This is a genomic window from Aurantimonas sp. HBX-1, assembly GCF_021391535.1.
In the GTDB taxonomy this organism is placed as follows: Bacteria; Pseudomonadota; Alphaproteobacteria; order Rhizobiales; family Rhizobiaceae; genus Aurantimonas.
This window is the reverse complement of record NZ_CP090066.1, coordinates 586,177-604,198: the sequence shown is the minus strand read 5'-3', so window position 1 is coordinate 604,198 and position 18,022 is coordinate 586,177. Positions and strand designations below refer to the sequence as shown.

Sequence of the window (18,022 nt, the reverse complement as noted above, 5' to 3'; positions counted from 1 at the left end):
GCGGGTTCCTAAGCGGCCTGGGCCGCCGCGTCGCGGGCTCGGCGCATCGCGGGCGATGCCGCCGGCAACGCCGCGATCAGCGATTGCGTGTAAGGGTTGCTCGGGCGGACGAAGACTTCGCTTGCCGGCCCCGTCTCGACGATCCGCCCTCGCTGCATCACGGCAATGCGATGGCTGATGTGGCGCACCACCCCGAGATCGTGGGAGATGAAGAGATACGCGACGCCGAATTCGGCCTGCAGATCCTTCAGCAAGTTCAGGATCTGCGCCTGAACCGAGACGTCGAGCGCGCTGACCGCCTCGTCGCAGACGATCAACCGCGGCGACAAAGCGAGCGCCCGGGCGATGACGGCGCGCTGCAATTGGCCGCCAGAAAGCTGGTGCGGAAAACGCGATCCGAGCCCGGCAAGGCCGACGCGGGCGAGCAGTGTGTGCGTCCTGTCGTCGCCGTCCTCCACCATGTCGATCCGATGGGCGGCCATCGCTCCCTGGATCTGCGCGGCGATCGCAAGCCGCGGATCGAGGGCTTGGGAGGGGTTCTGGAACACGACCTGGACGATGCGGCGCTGCCGGCGCCAAGCGGCCGTATCGATTGCTCCGTAAGGCTCGCCGTCGAAGGTGACCCGGCCCGCGCTCGGCGCCTCGATGCCTGCAGCGATGCGACCGAGCGTCGACTTGCCGCTGCCGCTTTCGCCGACGATCCCGAGGGTTTCGCCGGGGCTGAGCGTCAGGGTGACGCCCTCGACGGCGCGGACCGGTTCGCCGCGACGGAGCCAGGCCTGGCGGCCACCATAATGCCGGCTCACGGCGTGAAGCGCGAGCATCGGGCCGTCCGTCATGGCTGGCCCGGAAAATGGCATGCGACCGTCTGTGACCCTGCATAGGACCGTGGTGCCGGCCAGGTCGCGCATCGGTCGACTTGCCTCTCGCAGCGCTGACGGAACGCGCAGCCGCTGGGACGCGCTGCCGGCCGCGGCACCGTCCCGCCGATCGCCGCGAGCTGCCCGTCCGCCGCTGCCGACAATGCGTGCAGGCGGCAGTTCATCAGGCCCTGCGTATAGGGATGGGCGGGGTGATCGAAGATGTCGTCGACCGTCCCCGTCTCGACGATCCGGCCGGAATACATGACGGCGACGCGGTCGGCGATCTCTGCGACGACGGACAGATCATGCGTGACGAAGATCATCGCCGTCCCGGTCTCGTTCTGCAGGGTCTTCATCAGCTTCAGGATCTGCGCCTGGGTGGTGACGTCGAGCGCCGTCGTCGCCTCGTCGGAGACGATCAGACGTGGACGGCAGGCGAGCGCCATGGCGATCATCACCCGTTGGCACATGCCGCCCGACAGTTGATGCGGATAGGCGACTGCGCGTTTCTCCGGGTCGTGGATTCCGACCTTGTCGAGAAGTTCGACAGCCCGTCGCATGGCAGCTTTCCACGATACGCCATCGTGCACGACGAGGGCCTCGGCGACTTGACGGCCGACCCGCTGCACCGGGTTCAGCGAAGCACCGGGATCCTGGAAGATCATCGCCATGTCCCGGCCGCGCATCTGCCGGAGGCTTCGCTCGTCAAGGCCCGTCAGATCCTTGCCGAGCAGGCTGATACGGCCCGCCTTCAGGCGCACGGGATCGGCCAGAAGTCCCATCGCGGCGAGGCAGGTCAGGCTCTTGCCGCAGCCGCTTTCGCCGACGAGGCACAGCGTTTCACCGGCAGCGACGTGCAGCGAGGCGTCGAGCACGAGATCGACCGTGTCGGTACCGACGGTCATCGCCTCGACCGACAGGACCGGACAGGCGGGATCGATCGAAACACCCGAAACGGGCAAGGCGCCGGCAAAGCCGGCGCCTTCCGTTGGCAAAAGGGAGAGATTCACGAGCCTTCGGCCTCGTCCTTCAGGTTGGATGGCCGCAGGTCCATGTAGTAGAACGTGTAGGGCTGCCATTTCAGGGACTTGCGCACACCGTAGGTCTCCAGCGGCTGGTAGAGGATCGTGCCAGGGGCGTCGTCTTCCCAGGTGTCCATCAGATCCACGGCAAGTTCGAAGCGCTTGTCGTGGTCGAGCGTCGTCTCGAGCTGTGCGCCGATCTGGTTGAACGTCTCGGGCGTCCAGCTTTCCCAGGTCTTCTGGGCCGAACCATAGGGGCCCCAGGTGTTCCAAAGGCCGCCGACCGGGTCGGGATAGCGGGTGGAATTCGACCAGTTGCGGACCATCAGCTCGTCGTTCGGGAGGGAGTCGAGGTCCTCCGTCACGTTGAGTTCGGCATTGATGCCGACGGCCTTCCACATTTCCAGGATCGCCTGGGCGGCGGGCAGGGCGTTCAGGTAGTATTGCGGCTCGGTGGAATAGACGATCGTCTCGCCGTTGTAGCCGGCTTCTGCGAGGAGCTGCCGGGCCTTTTCCGGATCGTAGCCGAAGCCCGGACGATCGGCCTGATACATGTCGCCGTATTCCGGATACTGGTGACCGTTCGGCACCACGGCATCGCCGTTCCAGAGCGCTTCGACGAGCAGATTGCGGTCGATCGCCAAGTTCATCGCCTGGCGAATGCGCTTGTCGGCCAGGACCGGATGGTCGGTGTTGTAGACGAGGACATGCGAATTCGCGAGGACGACGCTGCGGGTCTCGATATCGTCATAGCCGTCGATCTGGGCGATCTGGTCCGGCGCGACGTTGGTGATGATATCGAACTCGCCGCTGACGAGGCCGGCGATGCGAGCGGCCGGCTCCGGCACCTTGCGGAATGTTACCGTCGCCGCCGTCGGCCGGCCATCCCAGTACTGGTCGAACGCATCGAGCCGGATGTATTGATCGGCGCGGTACTCGTCGAGCATGTAGGGGCCGGTGCCGACCGGGAACTGGGCGAAGCCCTTGCCCGCGGCCTTCTCAAGCCAGTCATCCTTGTCGACGATCCATGACGCCCAGGAGGCGAGGCGCTGTTCGAGCAACGGATCCGGCGCCTTGGTGACGAAGCGGACCGTGTAGTCGTCGAGCTTTTCGACGCGGTCGAGAACGCCGAAATAGGCCCGGCCCTGTGGCAGCGGGGAAGCCTCCCCGATCAGGCGTTCCGGCGAGAAGGTAAAGACCACGTCGTCGGCGTTGAAGGCGGCGCCGTTGTGGAACGTGACGCCCTCCCGAAGCTTCAATTCGAGGGTCGTGTCGTCGATCCGCTCCCAGCTCGTCGCGAGCGAGGGCACGAGCTTGGCGCCGCCGCCGCCTTCACCCGAGAGGAAGTCCCGGCGGATCAGCGTGTCGAAGACCGAGTAGGTGATCCGGGTGCCGACGTTCGACATTTCCTTGGCCGGCTCCAGCGTCGGCGGATTGTCGGCTACGGCGACCACGATGTCGGGTCTGCCGGCAGCCTGCGCCTGCATCGCGCCGAGACTGCCAAGGGCAAGTCCTGTCAAAAGGCAAGCTTTGATCGCTCTGTCGAACATGTCCACTCCTCAGTCTGGTGAATGAGGAGGGCCTACCGTCCCATTGATAACCCTCAGTGACGATCTTGCGACGTTTCGATGAATGACCTGTCGGCGACGTATCGATCGTCTCTGCAACAGGGTGAACCGGCGGGCCGCGGCTCACTGCCCCACTCCGATCAGTCCGCAAGACAAAAAGTGTAAGCAGCCGTCAGTTCAACGAGATCAAAGTGGGCATGTCGGCGGACGCGGCGGCCGAACAGGCGCCGAAAGTGCGTCAGACCCGACCAGCCTCCGACGTGGCCTTCGGGCGAAGCGTCGGTGTGTCCCCGACGCACTATGCGCGCGAGGCGGCTGCGGCATCCGCTGGCAGGCGGCGGAGGAATTCGAAGGCGCCATTGCCGGATGGGGCTCCCCGCGCTTGCCCCTTGATAGTCATCTATGTCCCACGCAACCGGACACGCGCCTGGAAGCCGATCGCCCCGGGAGATGCCCACGCATCGTCGCAACGTAGAGCGCCGATGACCCTTCTAATTGTGGCTCGTCCGGTCGGTGCCCGATGGACAGACGGATCCTAACGCAGCGACCGGCGGAATCTCCACAGCGAGAACGAGAAAAGGACGAGGCCGATGGCGACGAGGCTGAGAAGCTGCGGCCAGATGACGTCGAGCCCAGCGCCGCGGAACATGATCGACTGCGACAGCGAGACGAAATGCGTGTCGGGCGCGAGCGACAGGAGGATGCGCAGGCCTGCGGGCATATTCTCGACCGGCGTCAGACCGCCGGCGAGGATCTGGAGCGGAAACAGCACGAGCATCAGTAGCAGCCCGAACTGCGGCATGGAGCCAGCGATGGTGGCGAGGAAGATGCCGAGCGAAGTCGTCGCAAAGAGCTGGAGCGCCATGCCGAGCATCAGGAGCCACAGCGAGCCCGCCACAGGGATGGCCAGCCATGCCTGCACTACGACGGTGATGGAGAAGAAGGCCGCACCCATCACCACCACCACCATCGGCCAGATCTTGCCGAGCATGATCTCCGCAGGCGTCACGGGCATAACGAGAAGGTGTTCGATCGTGCCGTGCTCGCGCTCACGGATAAGCGCCGCGCCGGCCAGGATGACCGAGAGCAGCGCGACATTGTTGACGACCTCCATCATGGCGCTGAACCAATTGGGATTGAGTTCGGGGTTGAAGCGCGCGCGCAGCACCAGATCGACCGGCGCGGCTCCGGCGGCGCGGTAGCGCTGGACGAATTCAGAGATCTCGCCCGATACGATGGCCTGTACGTAGCCCGCGCCGGTGAAGGCCTGGGTCATGCGCGTTGCATCGACATTCAGCTGTATGGCCGGTTCGCTCCCGGCCAGAAGATCGCGCTGGAAGTTCGGCGGGATGACGAGCGCGAAGGTGTCGATGCCCTCGTCCATGCGCTGATTCATCTCCGAAAGGGTAATCGCTTGCGGCGGGCCGAAATGGGGCGGGTAGAAGGCCGAGGCGATGCGAGCCGACAGCGGCGAGGCGTCCTCGTTCACGATGGAGATCGTCGCCTTGTTCAGTGTGAAAGGCGTCGCAACTGCCGCCGCATAGATCTGGATCGTGAACACCGCGCCGATCAGCACCAGCAGGGCTGGCGTGCGCAGGAGGTTCCACAACTCCTTGATGCCCAGACGCCAGATGGTCGATATCCGCATGGGTCAGCGCGCCTGCTTCCGGAGGAAGAACGCGCTCAGCAAGAGCAGCACGGGGCCAGCCGCGAGCAATGACAGGAGGGAGGCGGTGAGATCGCCGAAGCCCAAGGCCTTGGAGAAAGCGCCACGCGAAACGGTCACGAAATGGCTCGCGGGGTTGATCGTCCCGATCAGCGCGGCCTCGCCCTCCATGGAGGCTATCGGGTCGATCATGCCGGAATACTGGACGGCCAGCGTCATGGTGACGACGGTGGTGAGGAAAATCGCGGCGATCTGGCTGTTCATGAAGCTGGAGATGAACAGCCCGAGCCCGGTCGCCGCGATGGCGTAGAGCAGGCCTCCCATCGCGTACGCCGGCAAGCTGCCGGTGAAAGGCACGCCCTGCACGAAGATGGCAAAGATGGTCAGCATCGCGAGATTCACCATGGCGAGGCCGACATAGGGGATCTGCTTGCCGAGCAGGAATTCCAGGCGGGTCACGGGCGTGACGTAGAGATTGACGATGGAGCCGAGGTCCTTTTCCCGCACGATCGAAAGCGTCGCCAGCATGGTGGGGATGAACATCAGCACCAGGGCAATGACGGCCGGCACCATGGCGATGAGGCTCTCGACATTGGGATTGTAGCGGAACCGCGTCTCGAGCTGGAAACTCGCCGAGCCAGCCCGGTCTCCATGGGCTTGCCGTGCCTGCCGCATCAGCCAGTGGGCGTGCAGCCCCTCCACGTAGCCTTGCGCGGTCTCCGCGCGCGAAGGCATGGAGCCGTCGATCCATCCGCCGATTTCCACGTGGCGGCCAGCGGCCACCTCGCGCGCGAAGCCGGGCGGTATCTCGATGGCGAGGCTCAGTTCGCCACTGCGCATGCGCCGGTCCATGTCGGCATGATCGAGGATCGGAGGGCGCTCGGTGAAATAGCGTGAGCCCGAGATGTCGAGTGTATAGTCGCGGCTCATCGTCGTCTGGTCGTGATCGAGGACCGCGAAGGACAGGTCCTCGACATCTATGCTGATGCCGTAGCCGAGGACGAACAGCAGCACCAAGCTGCCGATGAAGGCGAAGGAGGCGCGGATCGGGTCGCGGCGCAGTTCAAGCGCCTCGCGCCGGGCATAGCTCATCATGCGACGCGGATCGAGCCAGCGCCTCTGCGCTGGCTGATGTCCGGGCCCGGTCGAATGGATGATATCCGTAGCGGCGGCGGCATCCGCTTTCGGCTTGGCGGCCGCGGCCCCTTCCTCGATCGCCTCCTCCAGATACGAGACGAAAGCCTCTTCGAGATTGGTGCTGCCACGCCTCTCGACGATGGCGGCTGGCGTCTCGGACACCAGCACCTTGCCGGCGTGCATCAGCGAGATGCGGTCGCAGCGCTCCGCCTCGTTCATGAAGTGCGTTGAGATGAAGATGGTCACGCCGTCCTTGCGCGACAGATCGGCGAAGCTCTGCCACAGCGCATCGCGCGCGATGGGATCGACGCCGGACGTCGGCTCGTCGAGTATCAGGATTTCGGGGGCATGGATCATGGCGACGGCCAGCGACAGGCGCTGGGTGACGCCGAGCGGCAAGGCGTCAGGGAGCGATTCCAGCACCCCGATCAGATCGAAGCGCTTCGCCATCTCCTTAATGCGGCCTGGTATGTCCTTGGCCGGCATCTGGAAGAGGCGGGCGTGCAGGTCGAGGTTCTGCCGAACGGTCAACTCGGAATAGAGCGAGAAGGACTGCGACATGTAGCCGACGCGCCGGCGCGTATCGATATCGTGCGGATCGACTTCGCGCCCGAACAGCTTCGCGGTGCCCTCGCTGGCCGGCAGGAGGCCGGTCAGCATTTTCATGGTCGTCGTCTTGCCGCAGCCGTTCGATCCGAGGAAGCCGAAGATCTCACCGCGAGGGATGCGAAAGCTGACATTGTCCACCGCAGTGAAGGTGCCGAAGCGGATGGTCAGCCCATCGGCCTCGATCGCCGGCTCTTGGCCATCGCTCTGCGGGCGCGGCGGAATCTCGACCTGGCGATGTTGGCTGCGTTTTTCCTCCGGCAAGAGAGCGATGAAGGCCTCGTCGAGCGAGAAAGTCGCAGTCTTTTCCTGAAGCTCGGTCGGCGTGCCCGTCGCGAGCACGCGCCCGCCGTCCATGGCGACGAGCCAGTCGAACTCGGCCGCCTCGTCCATATAGGCGGTCGCAACGATCACCCCCATGCTCGGCCGGTTCGCCCTTATGTCGTTGATCAGTTCCCAGAACTGCCGCCGGGCCAGCGGGTCGACGCCGGTTGTCGGCTCATCGAGGATGAGGAGGTCTGGGCCGTGAATCAGCGCGCAGCACAGGCCGACCTTCTGCTTCATGCCGCCAGAGAGTTTGCCGGCCGGGCGATCTGGAAAGGGATCGAGACCGGTGGCGGCGAGGAGCTCGTGGATGCGGCGCTCGCGTTCCTTGCGGGCATGGCCGAAGAGACGGCCGAAGAAATCCACGTTCTCGAACACGGACAGGGTCGGATAGAGGTTCTTGCCGAGCCCTTGGGGCATATAGGCGATGTGGGGGCCTATCTCGCTGCGATCACGTGGCTTTCGCATGTCGGCGCCCAAGGCTTCGACCTCGCCGCTCTGGACCTTGCGCGCCCCGGCGATCAGCGAGAGGAGCGTCGATTTCCCGACGCCGTCGGGCCCGATCAGGCCCAGCATCTTTCCCGCCGGGAAGTCGATCGAGACGTCGTCGAGCGCGCGGGTCTTCTTGAAGACGTGGGTGACGGCCCGCACCCGCGCCGCGAGAGCCGGAGCTTCGCCGGGGCGCGCCGGCCCGCTCATTCGAGCAGCCCCGTACGCAGGCTTTCAGGCCATTCCGCCGCCGGATCGGTCCTGACATAGGCGACGCCCGGCAGGCCCGGCTTGACGTAGTCGGCATGCCTTTCAAGGAGCTCCGGCGCAACGCGCACCCGAACGCGGAACATCAGGCCCTGCCGCTCCTCGGCTGTCTCCACGGTGCGGGGCGTGAACTGCGCGACATCGGAGAGGAACGAAACCTCCGCCGGGATGATCACGCCGGGGGCGGTGTCGAGCACGATGCGCGCCTGCGAGCCGATGGCGAGGCGTCCGGCCTCCATCGTGGGCAGGAAGACGGTCATGTAGACATCGCCGAGATAGATGAGGTTGAGCACCCGGCCGCCGCCGGCGACCACCTCGCCTGGCTGGGCCACGAGATACTGCACCCGACCATCCCGTGGCGAGCGCAATGCGCTGTCGTCGATCTCGGCCTGGATGCGCTCTATGGCCGCCTCGGCCGCCTCGATGCTGGCTTGGGCGTCAACGATTTGCGCCCGTGCTGTGGCGACGCCTGCGTCGGCGGCGGCGACTTGGGCGCGTGCGGCGTCGAGCGCAGCGCGCGCCCCTTCGAACCGCGCCCGATCGTCGTCCACCGTCTGCTGGGAAACGGCATTTCGCTCGACGAGATGTTGTGAGCGGCTGAGCCGGCCCTCGGCAGAGCCGAGCTCGGCTTCGCGCTGCGCGACGACCGCAAGGGCGGCCGAGCGTTCGGCCACGGCCTGATCTACCCCGCTCTCGGCAACCTCCCTGCCGATCCGTCCGCGCCGTAGCTGGGCCTGTGCCTCGCGCAACTGAGCCTCCAGCTGCTGGGTATCCATATGGGCGAGAACCTGGCCAGCCGAGACGGTCTCGCCCTCATGCACAAGGATGTCCCTGATCCGGCCGCCGGTGCGGGCCGATATGTCGATGGCGACCGCCTCGATCCGGCCATTCCCCCACGCGACGCCTGCCGGTAGCTCCTCCTCCGACAGACGCTGCGTCAGATACCAGCCGCCGGCGATCGCAGCCGCCGCCAGCGCCAGCCAGAACCAGGAATTGCCGAAAAGCGCCTTGAGCCGCTCCAGCATACACGTCCCTCTCGTTCGGGCGGCGATCGATCCGCTTGGGCCGGTTCATCCGGCCGGGCTTCCCCGAACAAACCGGTGGACATCCTGCCCATCTTGCAGATGGTGGCTCCTCTTTCAATACGATCCTGGCCCATATTATAAAGGTCGGCGTCTCTCGATGCGTTTCGACGCGAAGGCCGCCCGTTCCCCCGCACCGGGCGGCATTGCTCCAGTTCCGACCAACCGCCCACGAGGAAACGGCCGTGCAGAACGACAATGGAAACAGGTCCGTCGGCAGGCCCCGTGACCGGCAGACCGACGAAGCCATTCTGGAGGCCGCCTTCGAACTGCTGATGGATGTCGGTGTCGACGAAGCGAGCATCGAGAAGATCGCGAAGCATGCCGGTACGACGCGAGCGGCCGTCTATCGTCGCTACAGTAACAAGACGGATCTGCTGGTCAGCGCGGTGAGACACATCCGAGAGCGCACCGAATCCTCGCTTGGGCCGTGGGAAACGATGAGCCTGCATGAGATCATGCAGGTGTACCGCAGGCCCGAGACGATAAAGATCATGTTGAGCTACACCCGACTGATGGCGCGGCTCATCGGTTCGGTCTGCGATCATCCGGAGATCATGGCGGCGTACGACGCGACCTATATGGAACCGAGACGCGTCCTGTTTGGAAAGATCCTCGATCGCGCGAAAGCCGAAGGGGCCCTGCGGCCGGATGCAGATATCGAGATCATCATGGACATGTTCATCGGCGCGATGATCACTCGTCTTCTTCTGCGCGGCGCTCCGGAGGCCATCGAGGAGGTGCGCGACTATATCGATCGGCTTTTCCTGCAGCTCTTTGCCGAGCCGTAACGGAAGGCGGCTACACGACATGACGGCCTCCTCGCCGGAACCACAGTCCGGCGAGGAGGCGAACAGCAACCCGTTCGTGATGGCAAGGGTCCGGCAGGACGAGCGACGCTCGCTCGACTAGCGGACGGCGGGATCGGTCGTTGACGAGATTGCTTGAAGCGACAAGGCCGCGGCGGCGTTCTGCAGCACGAAGGCCCCCTGTCTTGCGCTTTCCACGGCCCCAGGGCTGGTCAATGCAGGAACCCTTGACGCAACGGCGGCCAACCGCACGAAGCGACTGTGTCGCGTGCGGCCGACCGGTTCAACGGATGAGATGTCGATCACTCGCAAGCCGAGATTCTGCGCCGCTTCCTGCAAGGCCGGATCGTTGACGTTGACCGCCCCGATCCGTGGGTGTCCTCTTGCAGCATGCGTCGATACTGCAAGTGCACGATCATCGGGCGCCACGAAAAGGGTGATCGGGGGATCAAGCCGCCCCACCACCGCAAGCTGTTTTCGAAAGACGTCGACATCGATATCCGGCGCCGCGAGATCAACCTGATAGCGGGCCAGGACGCCGTGGCGGCCCTGCAGCCGAAGCTGGCGAAGTGCTTCCATCACAAGCCAGCCGCCCAGGCTATGGCCGAACAGGGAAATCTGCCCGCCTGTCCGAAGATCGGCCAGCAGGCGTAGGACGTGCACCAGATCGTCCCGAGCGTAGGTCACGCCGTCACGATCCGCCACATACCCCATGACCGCGCCCTCCGATGGCCAGGAAAAGAGGATCGGGACGACAGCTTCCTCCGAGTCTAGATCGACAGTGATCTGCGCAAGGCGAAACGCCGCCTCGGCCAAGGTCTCGTTGTAGCCGTGGACAAACACGCCCAACTGGCCGCCGCGTCGTACCCCCATTGCCGCCTCGCCCACGAATTCATCCTCATTCAGGATCGAGCGATGTGCGACGACGAAGCTGTGCGAAGGATCATGCTCGCGGTTTTTCGACCACTCAACCGATCCCGCTTGATGGCCCGGCGGGATCGAGACGACCAGTTTCTCGTAACGAAGCGCCCCCCGCGAACTGCCGTGCGCTTCTCCGTGCGAGCCAGGAACTGACCGATCCGTCGCCACCAATACAGGGACAAGTCTGGCATCGGGCACTGTTCTGCCGGTCGCCTGAAGGGCCTCGGGTCCTGGCCTTGCGCCACACCCGCCGATCGCCAGGGTTAGCACGACGATGAGTAGTCTCCTCATAGCTCCCTCAACCTCCTGCTGCTGCTAACGGAAGCCTGGCCTACACGCGATCCTGACTTCCAGCGGCCCGCCGATCGAGCGCGCGGAGAGGGTGCGAAGTGCGCGAGCCGCAGCCTTTTGACATCCGCAGGAACTTGAGGCAATAAGTTTCGATACAGAATCGTATTATAATATGCGGAGATGCACATGCCCGGCAACAAGAACGTGCTGATCTCAGGTGCAGGTGTGGCTGGGCCGATCCTCGGTTGGTGGTTGCATCACTATGGCTTTCATCCGGTGATTGTTGAGCGGGCAGACGAACTCCGGACTGGTGGTCAGCCCATTGATTTGTGGGGCTCTGCCGTTGACGTCGTCGAGCGAATGGGACTGCTGCCGGAGATAGAGGCTGCGCGCACCCGCAACGACTGCTCCATCATAATCGCCCCCGGCCATGATCCGTTCGAAGCCGATGTTGGCAAACTTCTGGTAGAGCTCGGCGGCCGACACGTCGAGATATTGCGCGGCAAGCTGGTCTCGATTGTGCACGCTGCGAGTCAGGGTGGCGTCGAGTACATCTTCGGCGACACGATCACTCGGTTGGAGGAACGCTCCGACGGTGTCGTCGTGACGTTCGAGAAGCACGGCCAGCGAGATTTCGACCTCGTCATTGGTGCTGACGGCCAGCATTCGAACGTGAGACACCTCGCCTTCGGAGAGGAGGCGCATCTTAGCCGTTACATGGGTGGCTACGTCTGCGGGTATACGACACCAGACTTCCTCGGCGTCGAGAACACGCTTCACCAGTATGTTGCGGTCGGCAAGACCGTCGCGACCGCGCCGATCCGGCAGACCGGGGATCTGGCAGTCATCTTCGCCTTTCGCTGCCCGGAGCCACTCGGTATCGGCCATGACGACGTCGAGGGGCAGAAGCGTCTGCTACGTGAACATTTCGAAGCTGACGGTTGGGAGGTGCCGCGGCTGCTCGAGTTTCTCGATGATGCACGCGACTTCTATTTCTATCCCATCAGCCAGATCCACATGGAGAGCTGGGTGAAGGACCGGATCGCACTGGTGGGGGATGCTGGCTACAGCCCGGCACCGGCGGTCGGTGGAGGCTCCAGCCTTGCCGTCTCCAGCGCTTATGTTCTCGCCGGAGAATTGGCCGAGGCGATGGATGATCCTGCGCGCGGGCTCCAGGACTACCAGTCTGCGCTGGACGGCGTCGTCAGGGCGAGCCGGCAGATTGCACCGGCCGGTATCAGCTCCCTCCTTCCCTCTTCCGAGTTCGCTATTTCACTACGCTTTCTTCTGGGGCCCCTTCTCCTTGCTACGCCTTCCGCCATCCGCCGCATCATTCCGGTGGTGCCACGGAAAGCGGTCAAGGGGCTGCACGCCATCGCCGAAATCCCGATCGGCGATTATGAGCCGGGTTCAGGCGCAGACGCGAGCCGCAGATAACCGGATGGTGTAGCGCAACTAGTCGACGCCGCGCGCTGCCATGCGGAAGGCCGGCGGGTGACTGAATCGGTCCGGCCTTCCCGTAAACCTCCGCGCCCGGCAGTCAGGCCCGGTCTTTTCGCCCAATTCCAGGTCCTCTTCATTAATGGGCGATGACGCGAGGATCGTGTGGCTGTTCTCTACGGTGATCGGCTTCAGCGCCTTGATCCGGGCTTGCTTCGGCGCCCATCGGGACCCGCCGACGACTCTACCCTGCCATGTCGTGCCCGACGCTATCGTTGAGTGCGCTTCCGCTCCCCGACAGGAGAGGGACGAAGCCGGGATGGGCGGGGGCCCCCGCCCCGGGTCGGCTCTGCCCATGGCGCCGGGGTGATCCGCGCAAAGTAGCCCGCCGGCAGCCGCTGCAGTCCGATGTCGCGTAGCTGGTATTCCGGCATCTGCAGCAGGAGTTCCACGTCGCGCCTGTTCCGCAGCCGCTGCTTGTGGTCCCGTGCGAGGCGCCGGGCTTGCGCCAGGACATGGTGCCAGAAGCGACGCAACCGATGGCGCTTCGTCTCGCCCTCGCCGGCGGGCTGCTTGCGAGGATGGGCCGCAGGCGCGGCCGACCGCTCGAATGAAATCCGTCCGAACACTGATCCGATCCCGATCCTGGTTAGCGCAACCCCGCTCGGGTTGCTTCGGGGACGGTTTTCCAGCGCCGGCGTTGCCTTCGTGTTTCGAAGCGACCGGCAATGTTTACAACGGCAATGCGGAGCGCCTGGTCAGCTGCCGGCTGTGAACCGGTTAGGGGAACGCCGCCGTTCCTCGCGGATCGCGACGCGGAGGCCGTCGCGGCGTGGCCTCGCTTATGGGGCGAGCGACACCGGCGCGGGCGCCGCGTTGCTTGGGCCCCGCGCGTCGAGCGGCGGCAATCACCGCGCCAACTGCCGCCGCCGCGACCGCAAACGGAGCCTCGCGGGCCTTGTTCTGCCCGGCGCCTGCTCCGACGCAGAGCTTCGAATGAAACGTTGAACATGGTTTTCGATGCGGAGCTGTAACGCGCAACTTTCAGGGTCGGCGCAACGTCAATCCATCGAGAGAGATCTGCATGAACCCGACAGCAAGGAAAACGCCCTTTGCCTCCGGCGCCGGCCCTGACTGGCGGGAGGTGACGCCGGGCGAGCGCTTCATCATCCGCACGGCTGCCGCCGACACGGCGGGCCTCTACACGATGCTGGAACTGGTGGCCGATCCCCGGAACGGCGTCCCGATGCACGTGCACGCCAACGAGGAGGAACACTTCGTCGTTCTCGAAGGCCGCGTCCATCTCGTCCGGGGTGACCAAGCCGTGGAACTGTCGGCGGGCGATGCGGCGACCGTCAGACGGGGAACGCCCCATGCCTGGTGCAATCTCTCGGATGGTCCGGTCCGCATGTTGCTCGTCTTCTCGCCCGGACATCTCGAGAAGATGTTCAGGTTCATCGGTTCGCTGCAGGGCGACGATCTTCAGGCCATCCTGGAGTCGAACGAGAGCCAGGGCTCCACGGTTGTCGGCCCGCCGCCTTTCGATGGCATCTATTCCGTCATGTCGCCGCGGCCGAGACCGTAAGGCAGCCGCGTCAATACGAGGCCGCCCACCTGTCCCTCGCTGCCGATGCTCCTCCCAATGAACGCAAGGATCGCTTGCAATGCGCACCTCTATCGTTGGTCGATCGATCGTGACGATCGTCGCCGCCCTCCTGCTCGTCGACGGCTCTCTGCAGCTGGCTTCGCCGCCGATGATGGTCGACGCCATGACGCATTCAGGATTTTCAGCCGACAGCGGGCCGCGCGTCGCGGTCTTCACGCTCACCTGCGCCCTGCTGCTGATCATCCCTCGCCTGGCACCGCTCGGGGCGGTCCTCACCACCGGCTTCCTCGGGGGCGCGATCGCCACGCATTTCCGCATTGACGGGTTCGGCTCGCCGCCGCAGCTGATCTGCCTCGGTCTCGGCATCGTCATGTGGCTGGGGATGGTGCTGGCCGACCGCCGTTTCCGCACCTTCCTGCCGGCCGGTCTGAACCGCCGCTCGCCGGCAGAGTGGCCCGCCGACGAGTACTCTCGCTATCCGTGACCCCGAACCCTTCGGGGACGTGCCGGAACCCTCTGCCTCGCCGACCGCGGCTTCGGCGCCGCGGCGGCGGGGTGTCCAGGGCGTGCCCCCGCCAGGCCGGTCAACGGGCATCAGACCGTCGGCACCGTCCCGCCATCGATCACATACTCCGTCCCGCTGATGGCGGCGGCGCGCGGCGAGACCAGGAAGGCGACGAGGTCGGCGACCTCCTGGGGCGTGGCCGGGCGCCCGATCGGGATGCCGCCGAGACTGTCCATGATGATGCGCTTGCCGCCCTCGTAGTCGGTCCCCGCCTGTTCCGCGAGACGTTCGGCCAGCCGCACGGCCGCCTCGGTCTCCACCCAGCCGGGCGAGACGCGCACCACGCGCACGCCCTTGGGCGCCACCTCCTTCGACAGCGCCTTGCTGTAGGTGGCGAGCGCGCCCTTGGCGGCAGCGTAGGCGATCGTCGACTCCGGCAGCGGCAGTTCGTGCTGGATGGAGGTGACGTGGATCACCACACCGGTGCCGCGGCTCACCATTCCCGGCACCAGGGCACGGTCGATGCGCACCGCCGCTATCAGGTTCTGGCTGATCTCCCTCGTCCAGATCTCATCGCTGAGCGCCGCAAAGCCGCCGCCGGGCGCGCTCGATCCGCCGAGCACGTTCACGAGGATGTCGACGCCGCCCAGTTCGGTCTCGGCAGCCCGCGCGAACGTGGCGCAGCCCTCGGCCGACATCAGGTCGGCGGCGACGAAGCCGACCGCCTCGGGCAAGGCTGCCGGCCGCGAGCGGGCGCCCGTCACGACGCGGGCGCCGGCACCGGCCAGCGCCGCGACCACGGCCCCGCCGACGCCCTTGGTGCCGCCGGTCACGACAGCCCGGCGACCTTCGAGGTCGATCCAGCCGCCACCCATCAGCCGATTTCCAGGGCGGCGATGCGGCCGCCGCGAAGGGTGAAGCGGTGGGTGAGCGTCACCGGGCTGCCGGGGAAGGATCCCGTCACCCTGGCCGGAACCATGAGGACGCCGTCCTGCGGCTCGACGGACAGGGGCCGGGCGGTGAACGGCGTGCGCGCCATCGTCTCGACACGCCAGTCGCGGATCGCCATGAGGCCCCGGTGCTGCCGCGCCTCGTCGCGGACGACCGCGTCCTCCGTGAACACGGTGCTGAGTTCCGCCATCGTGGCGTCGGCGGCCATATCGAAGTAGAGGGCCAGTGCGTCGGGCACGTTCAGCATGTCATCTCCTGTGAAGTGCTGTTGTGGTGACGAATAGATCATTCTAAGCTCGAGGAATGACAAGTACGCACGAAAACGTAAGGTACGCACCTGAAGGTAAGCCGGTCGAGCACACGCCGTTCAGCGCGGCGTCCGGTGTCGAGGGTGCCGTGCGGATGCTGGAGGGTCGCTGGAAACTGGTGATCCTCTTCCATCTCTTCGGCGGCCGGCTGCTGCGCTTCTCGGATCTCGAGCGGGCGATCCCCGACATCTCGCAGAAGATGCTGATCCAGCAGCTTCGGCAGATGGAGGCCGACGGGATCGTGACGCGCCTCGTCCACCACCAGGTGCCGCCAAAGGTCGAATACGGGCTGACCGCATGGGGCCAGTCGCTCTGCCCGGCGCTCGACGCACTGCTGAAATGGGCGGAGGCGAGGCCGGACGGCCAGGACGGCTAGCAAACAGCCGCTTCACGGGCGGCAACCGGCGCGACGGCGTCGCCTAGCATGGCCCGCATGCGCAACGACGGTCATCGCGGCGCCCAGCCGCCCAGCCGGCGACGTCGCTGCTCGGTCAGGAGCCCCCGACAGCACGGAGGCGAGGCGGTCGTCGAAGACCGGCGGATCGAAGCCCGATGGATAGGCGCCATGGGGAGCGGGTCGGATGCGCCCGATGAGGTGCCCGAGAGCGCCCGCGGCGGCGAGCGAGGCTGCCGCGGATGGGAGGGCCGGCATGGCGGCGCAGCCCGGATGCCGCACCGGCCCGGCGGAAGCGCCTGCTCCGGCGTGCACGGCGCCATCCGCGTCGCCGCCATGGCGACGGCAAGCAGGATCGGCGCGATCCAGGACGCCGCAGCAGCGGCGCAAACCCGGTCGAAGACACCGCCGCTCAGGCTGTCGGAGGGTTTCCCATCCAGATCGTGGCGGAAGCGATCGTCAGGGCGAGGACGACAAGCCGGCTTCCTCGCATCCATCAGGCCTCCGCCAGCAACGGCGCGTAGCTGCGCCGGTACATGGCCATGCCGGCGTACCGGAGCAGCCTGGTGCTGATCGGGGTCGGCAGGCGGCGGATGCGGTCGCGGGTTTCCGACTGTGCCTTCACCCATTCCACGCGCGGTTTTCGGCGCGCGGCATAACGGTCGAGCGCGGCATCGAGGTCATCTTTCGCAGCGATCGCGTCGGCCAGCAGGATCGCGTCCTCGCAGGCCATGCCCGCGCCCTCCGCCATGCTGGGCGATGTCGCATGGGCGGCATCGCCGATCAGCACGACACGGCCGCTGACCGAGGTCCGGGGCTGGACCGTCTCGATCCGGCTGAAATGCAGCGGCGTCGCGGGCAGGAGCTGCTCGAGCAGCGGCCCGAGCGGCGCGCCGAAATCGGCGAAGAGCGCCTGAAGCTCGGCGCCCGTCGCGAATTCCAGCGGGTCGCCCGCCCGCTGGGTGCGCTCGATGTAGACATACAGCGTCGAGCGGTCGACCGGTTCCGCCAGCAGGGTGCGGCCCTTGCCCACCATCACGGTCCACGCGTCGATGCCCGGAAGGTTGCGGGCGAAGAAGCGCCAGGATCCGTTGCCCGTGTAGGTCGGCGGCGCCGGATCGACGGCCAGCCGGCGCACCGTGGAAAACAGGCCGTCCGCCCCCACGACGAGGTCGTAGGTCGCGACGCTGTTATCGTCGAACGTAACCTCGCAGCCGCCGTCGACCTGCCGAAGCGCGGCGACGGTCCGGCCGGCGCGGATTGGCAGGTCGGCGACGGAGTCCCGCAGGATCGCGTGCATGATGGCGCGCGGCATGCCGAGACACGGTCCGCAGCCCGCCCAGAACGCCTCGGCGTCGATGCTGCCGAGATGCCGGCCCCGCTGGTCGTAGAAATCCTGTCGGTGGATCGGCTCGGCCGCCTCGGTGATCGCAGGCAGGAGCCCCAGGCGCGCGAAGGCGCGGGAGGCGTTGCCGGGCAGGAACAGCCCGAACCCCGATGCCGTCCAATCCAGGCGCCGCTCGACGACATCGGCGCGAATGCCCCGCAGAAACAGCGCGCGCGCCAGCGAGAGACCGGCGAGGCCGGCGCCCACAATGAGTATGTTCACGGTCGTTCCTCGTGTTTGGGGAGACCTGCGGGGGCCGCGACGCGTCGTTCGCAGAGCCCTGTACTGGGCCGATCCGGACGCGCATCGGGGCGGCCAGCGCGCCGGCCGTCCCGCAGCTGATCGTCGGCATCGATGGACGCCGTCCGTGTCGGGGACGCTTCAGT

The 18,022-nt window shown here is 66.0% G+C and carries 15 protein-coding genes; 5 read left to right on the top strand and 10 right to left on the bottom strand.

The window, feature by feature from the left end; all coding sequences use genetic code 11:
- Nucleotides 1-8: 8 nt before the first annotated feature.
- From LXB15_RS02765 to LXB15_RS02740, 6 genes are all read right to left on the bottom strand, one after another.
- Nucleotides 9-911, bottom strand: a complete 903-nt coding sequence (locus LXB15_RS02765) for an ATP-binding cassette domain-containing protein (RefSeq protein ID WP_233950767.1) — start codon at nucleotides 909-911, stop codon at nucleotides 9-11.
- Complete coding sequence (locus tag LXB15_RS02760; protein WP_233950766.1) at nucleotides 836-1,873, bottom strand: ABC transporter ATP-binding protein; 1,038 nt, start codon at nucleotides 1,871-1,873, stop codon at nucleotides 836-838. The genes LXB15_RS02765 and LXB15_RS02760 overlap by 76 nt, the downstream gene beginning before the upstream one ends.
- Complete coding sequence (locus LXB15_RS02755; RefSeq protein WP_233950765.1) at nucleotides 1,870-3,435, bottom strand: ABC transporter substrate-binding protein; 1,566 nt, start codon at nucleotides 3,433-3,435, stop codon at nucleotides 1,870-1,872. Before LXB15_RS02755 ends, LXB15_RS02760 begins: the two co-directional genes overlap by 4 nt.
- Nucleotides 3,436-3,988: 553 nt before the next feature.
- On the bottom strand, nucleotides 3,989-5,101 hold the full coding sequence (locus LXB15_RS02750; RefSeq protein ID WP_233950764.1) for an ABC transporter permease: 1,113 nt from the start codon (nucleotides 5,099-5,101) through the stop codon (nucleotides 3,989-3,991).
- A gap of 3 nt (nucleotides 5,102-5,104) precedes the next feature.
- Nucleotides 5,105-7,885 (bottom strand): ribosome-associated ATPase/putative transporter RbbA, encoded by a 2,781-nt coding sequence (gene rbbA, locus LXB15_RS02745; RefSeq protein ID WP_233950763.1) that lies wholly within the window; start codon nucleotides 7,883-7,885, stop codon nucleotides 5,105-5,107.
- Nucleotides 7,882-8,967 carry an HlyD family secretion protein gene (locus tag LXB15_RS02740; protein ID WP_233950762.1) on the bottom strand — a complete coding sequence of 362 codons (1,086 nt, stop codon included), beginning with the start codon at nucleotides 8,965-8,967 and terminating at the stop codon, nucleotides 7,882-7,884. Before LXB15_RS02740 ends, rbbA begins: the two co-directional genes overlap by 4 nt.
- Before the next feature lie 242 nt (nucleotides 8,968-9,209).
- Here LXB15_RS02740 and LXB15_RS02735 point away from each other — a divergent pair, with 242 nt between their 5' ends.
- A complete protein-coding gene (locus LXB15_RS02735; protein ID WP_233950761.1) occupies nucleotides 9,210-9,815 on the top strand; it encodes a TetR/AcrR family transcriptional regulator in 606 nt (201 codons plus the stop codon).
- A 117-nt stretch (nucleotides 9,816-9,932) separates the two neighbouring features.
- Here LXB15_RS02735 and LXB15_RS02730 read toward each other — a convergent pair whose 3' ends face one another.
- Nucleotides 9,933-11,045 (bottom strand): alpha/beta hydrolase, encoded by a 1,113-nt coding sequence (locus LXB15_RS02730; protein WP_233950760.1) that lies wholly within the window; start codon nucleotides 11,043-11,045, stop codon nucleotides 9,933-9,935.
- 186 nt (nucleotides 11,046-11,231) lie between these two features.
- Here LXB15_RS02730 and LXB15_RS02725 point away from each other — a divergent pair, with 186 nt between their 5' ends.
- The 3 genes from LXB15_RS02725 to LXB15_RS02715 all read left to right on the top strand — a co-directional run bounded on the left by LXB15_RS02725 (nucleotide 11,232) and on the right by LXB15_RS02715 (nucleotide 14,575).
- Nucleotides 11,232-12,482: an FAD-dependent monooxygenase gene (locus LXB15_RS02725; protein ID WP_233950759.1), complete on the top strand. Its 1,251-nt coding sequence runs from the start codon at nucleotides 11,232-11,234 to the stop codon at nucleotides 12,480-12,482.
- A 1,087-nt stretch (nucleotides 12,483-13,569) separates the two neighbouring features.
- Entirely contained in the window at nucleotides 13,570-14,070 is a 501-nt protein-coding gene (locus tag LXB15_RS02720) for a cupin domain-containing protein (protein ID WP_233950758.1), read from the top strand.
- A 79-nt stretch (nucleotides 14,071-14,149) separates the two neighbouring features.
- Nucleotides 14,150-14,575: a DoxX family protein gene (locus LXB15_RS02715; RefSeq protein ID WP_233950757.1), complete on the top strand. Its 426-nt coding sequence runs from the start codon at nucleotides 14,150-14,152 to the stop codon at nucleotides 14,573-14,575.
- 110 nt (nucleotides 14,576-14,685) lie between these two features.
- Here LXB15_RS02715 and LXB15_RS02710 read toward each other — a convergent pair whose 3' ends face one another.
- Together LXB15_RS02710 and LXB15_RS02705 are read right to left on the bottom strand one after the other, a co-directional pair.
- On the bottom strand, nucleotides 14,686-15,471 hold the full coding sequence (locus LXB15_RS02710; protein ID WP_233950756.1) for an SDR family oxidoreductase: 786 nt from the start codon (nucleotides 15,469-15,471) through the stop codon (nucleotides 14,686-14,688).
- Complete coding sequence (locus LXB15_RS02705; RefSeq protein ID WP_233950755.1) at nucleotides 15,471-15,794, bottom strand: nuclear transport factor 2 family protein; 324 nt, start codon at nucleotides 15,792-15,794, stop codon at nucleotides 15,471-15,473. Before LXB15_RS02705 ends, LXB15_RS02710 begins: the two co-directional genes overlap by 1 nt.
- A gap of 56 nt (nucleotides 15,795-15,850) precedes the next feature.
- On the opposite strand from LXB15_RS02705, the gene LXB15_RS02700 reads away from it, so the two are divergent.
- On the top strand, nucleotides 15,851-16,231 hold the full coding sequence (locus tag LXB15_RS02700) for a helix-turn-helix domain-containing protein (RefSeq protein WP_233950754.1): 381 nt from the start codon (nucleotides 15,851-15,853) through the stop codon (nucleotides 16,229-16,231).
- Nucleotides 16,232-16,745: 514 nt separating this feature from the next.
- Here LXB15_RS02700 and LXB15_RS02695 read toward each other — a convergent pair.
- Nucleotides 16,746-17,858 (bottom strand): FAD-dependent monooxygenase, encoded by a 1,113-nt coding sequence (locus LXB15_RS02695; RefSeq protein ID WP_233950753.1) that lies wholly within the window; start codon nucleotides 17,856-17,858, stop codon nucleotides 16,746-16,748.
- Between the last annotated feature and the right edge of the window lie 164 nt (nucleotides 17,859-18,022).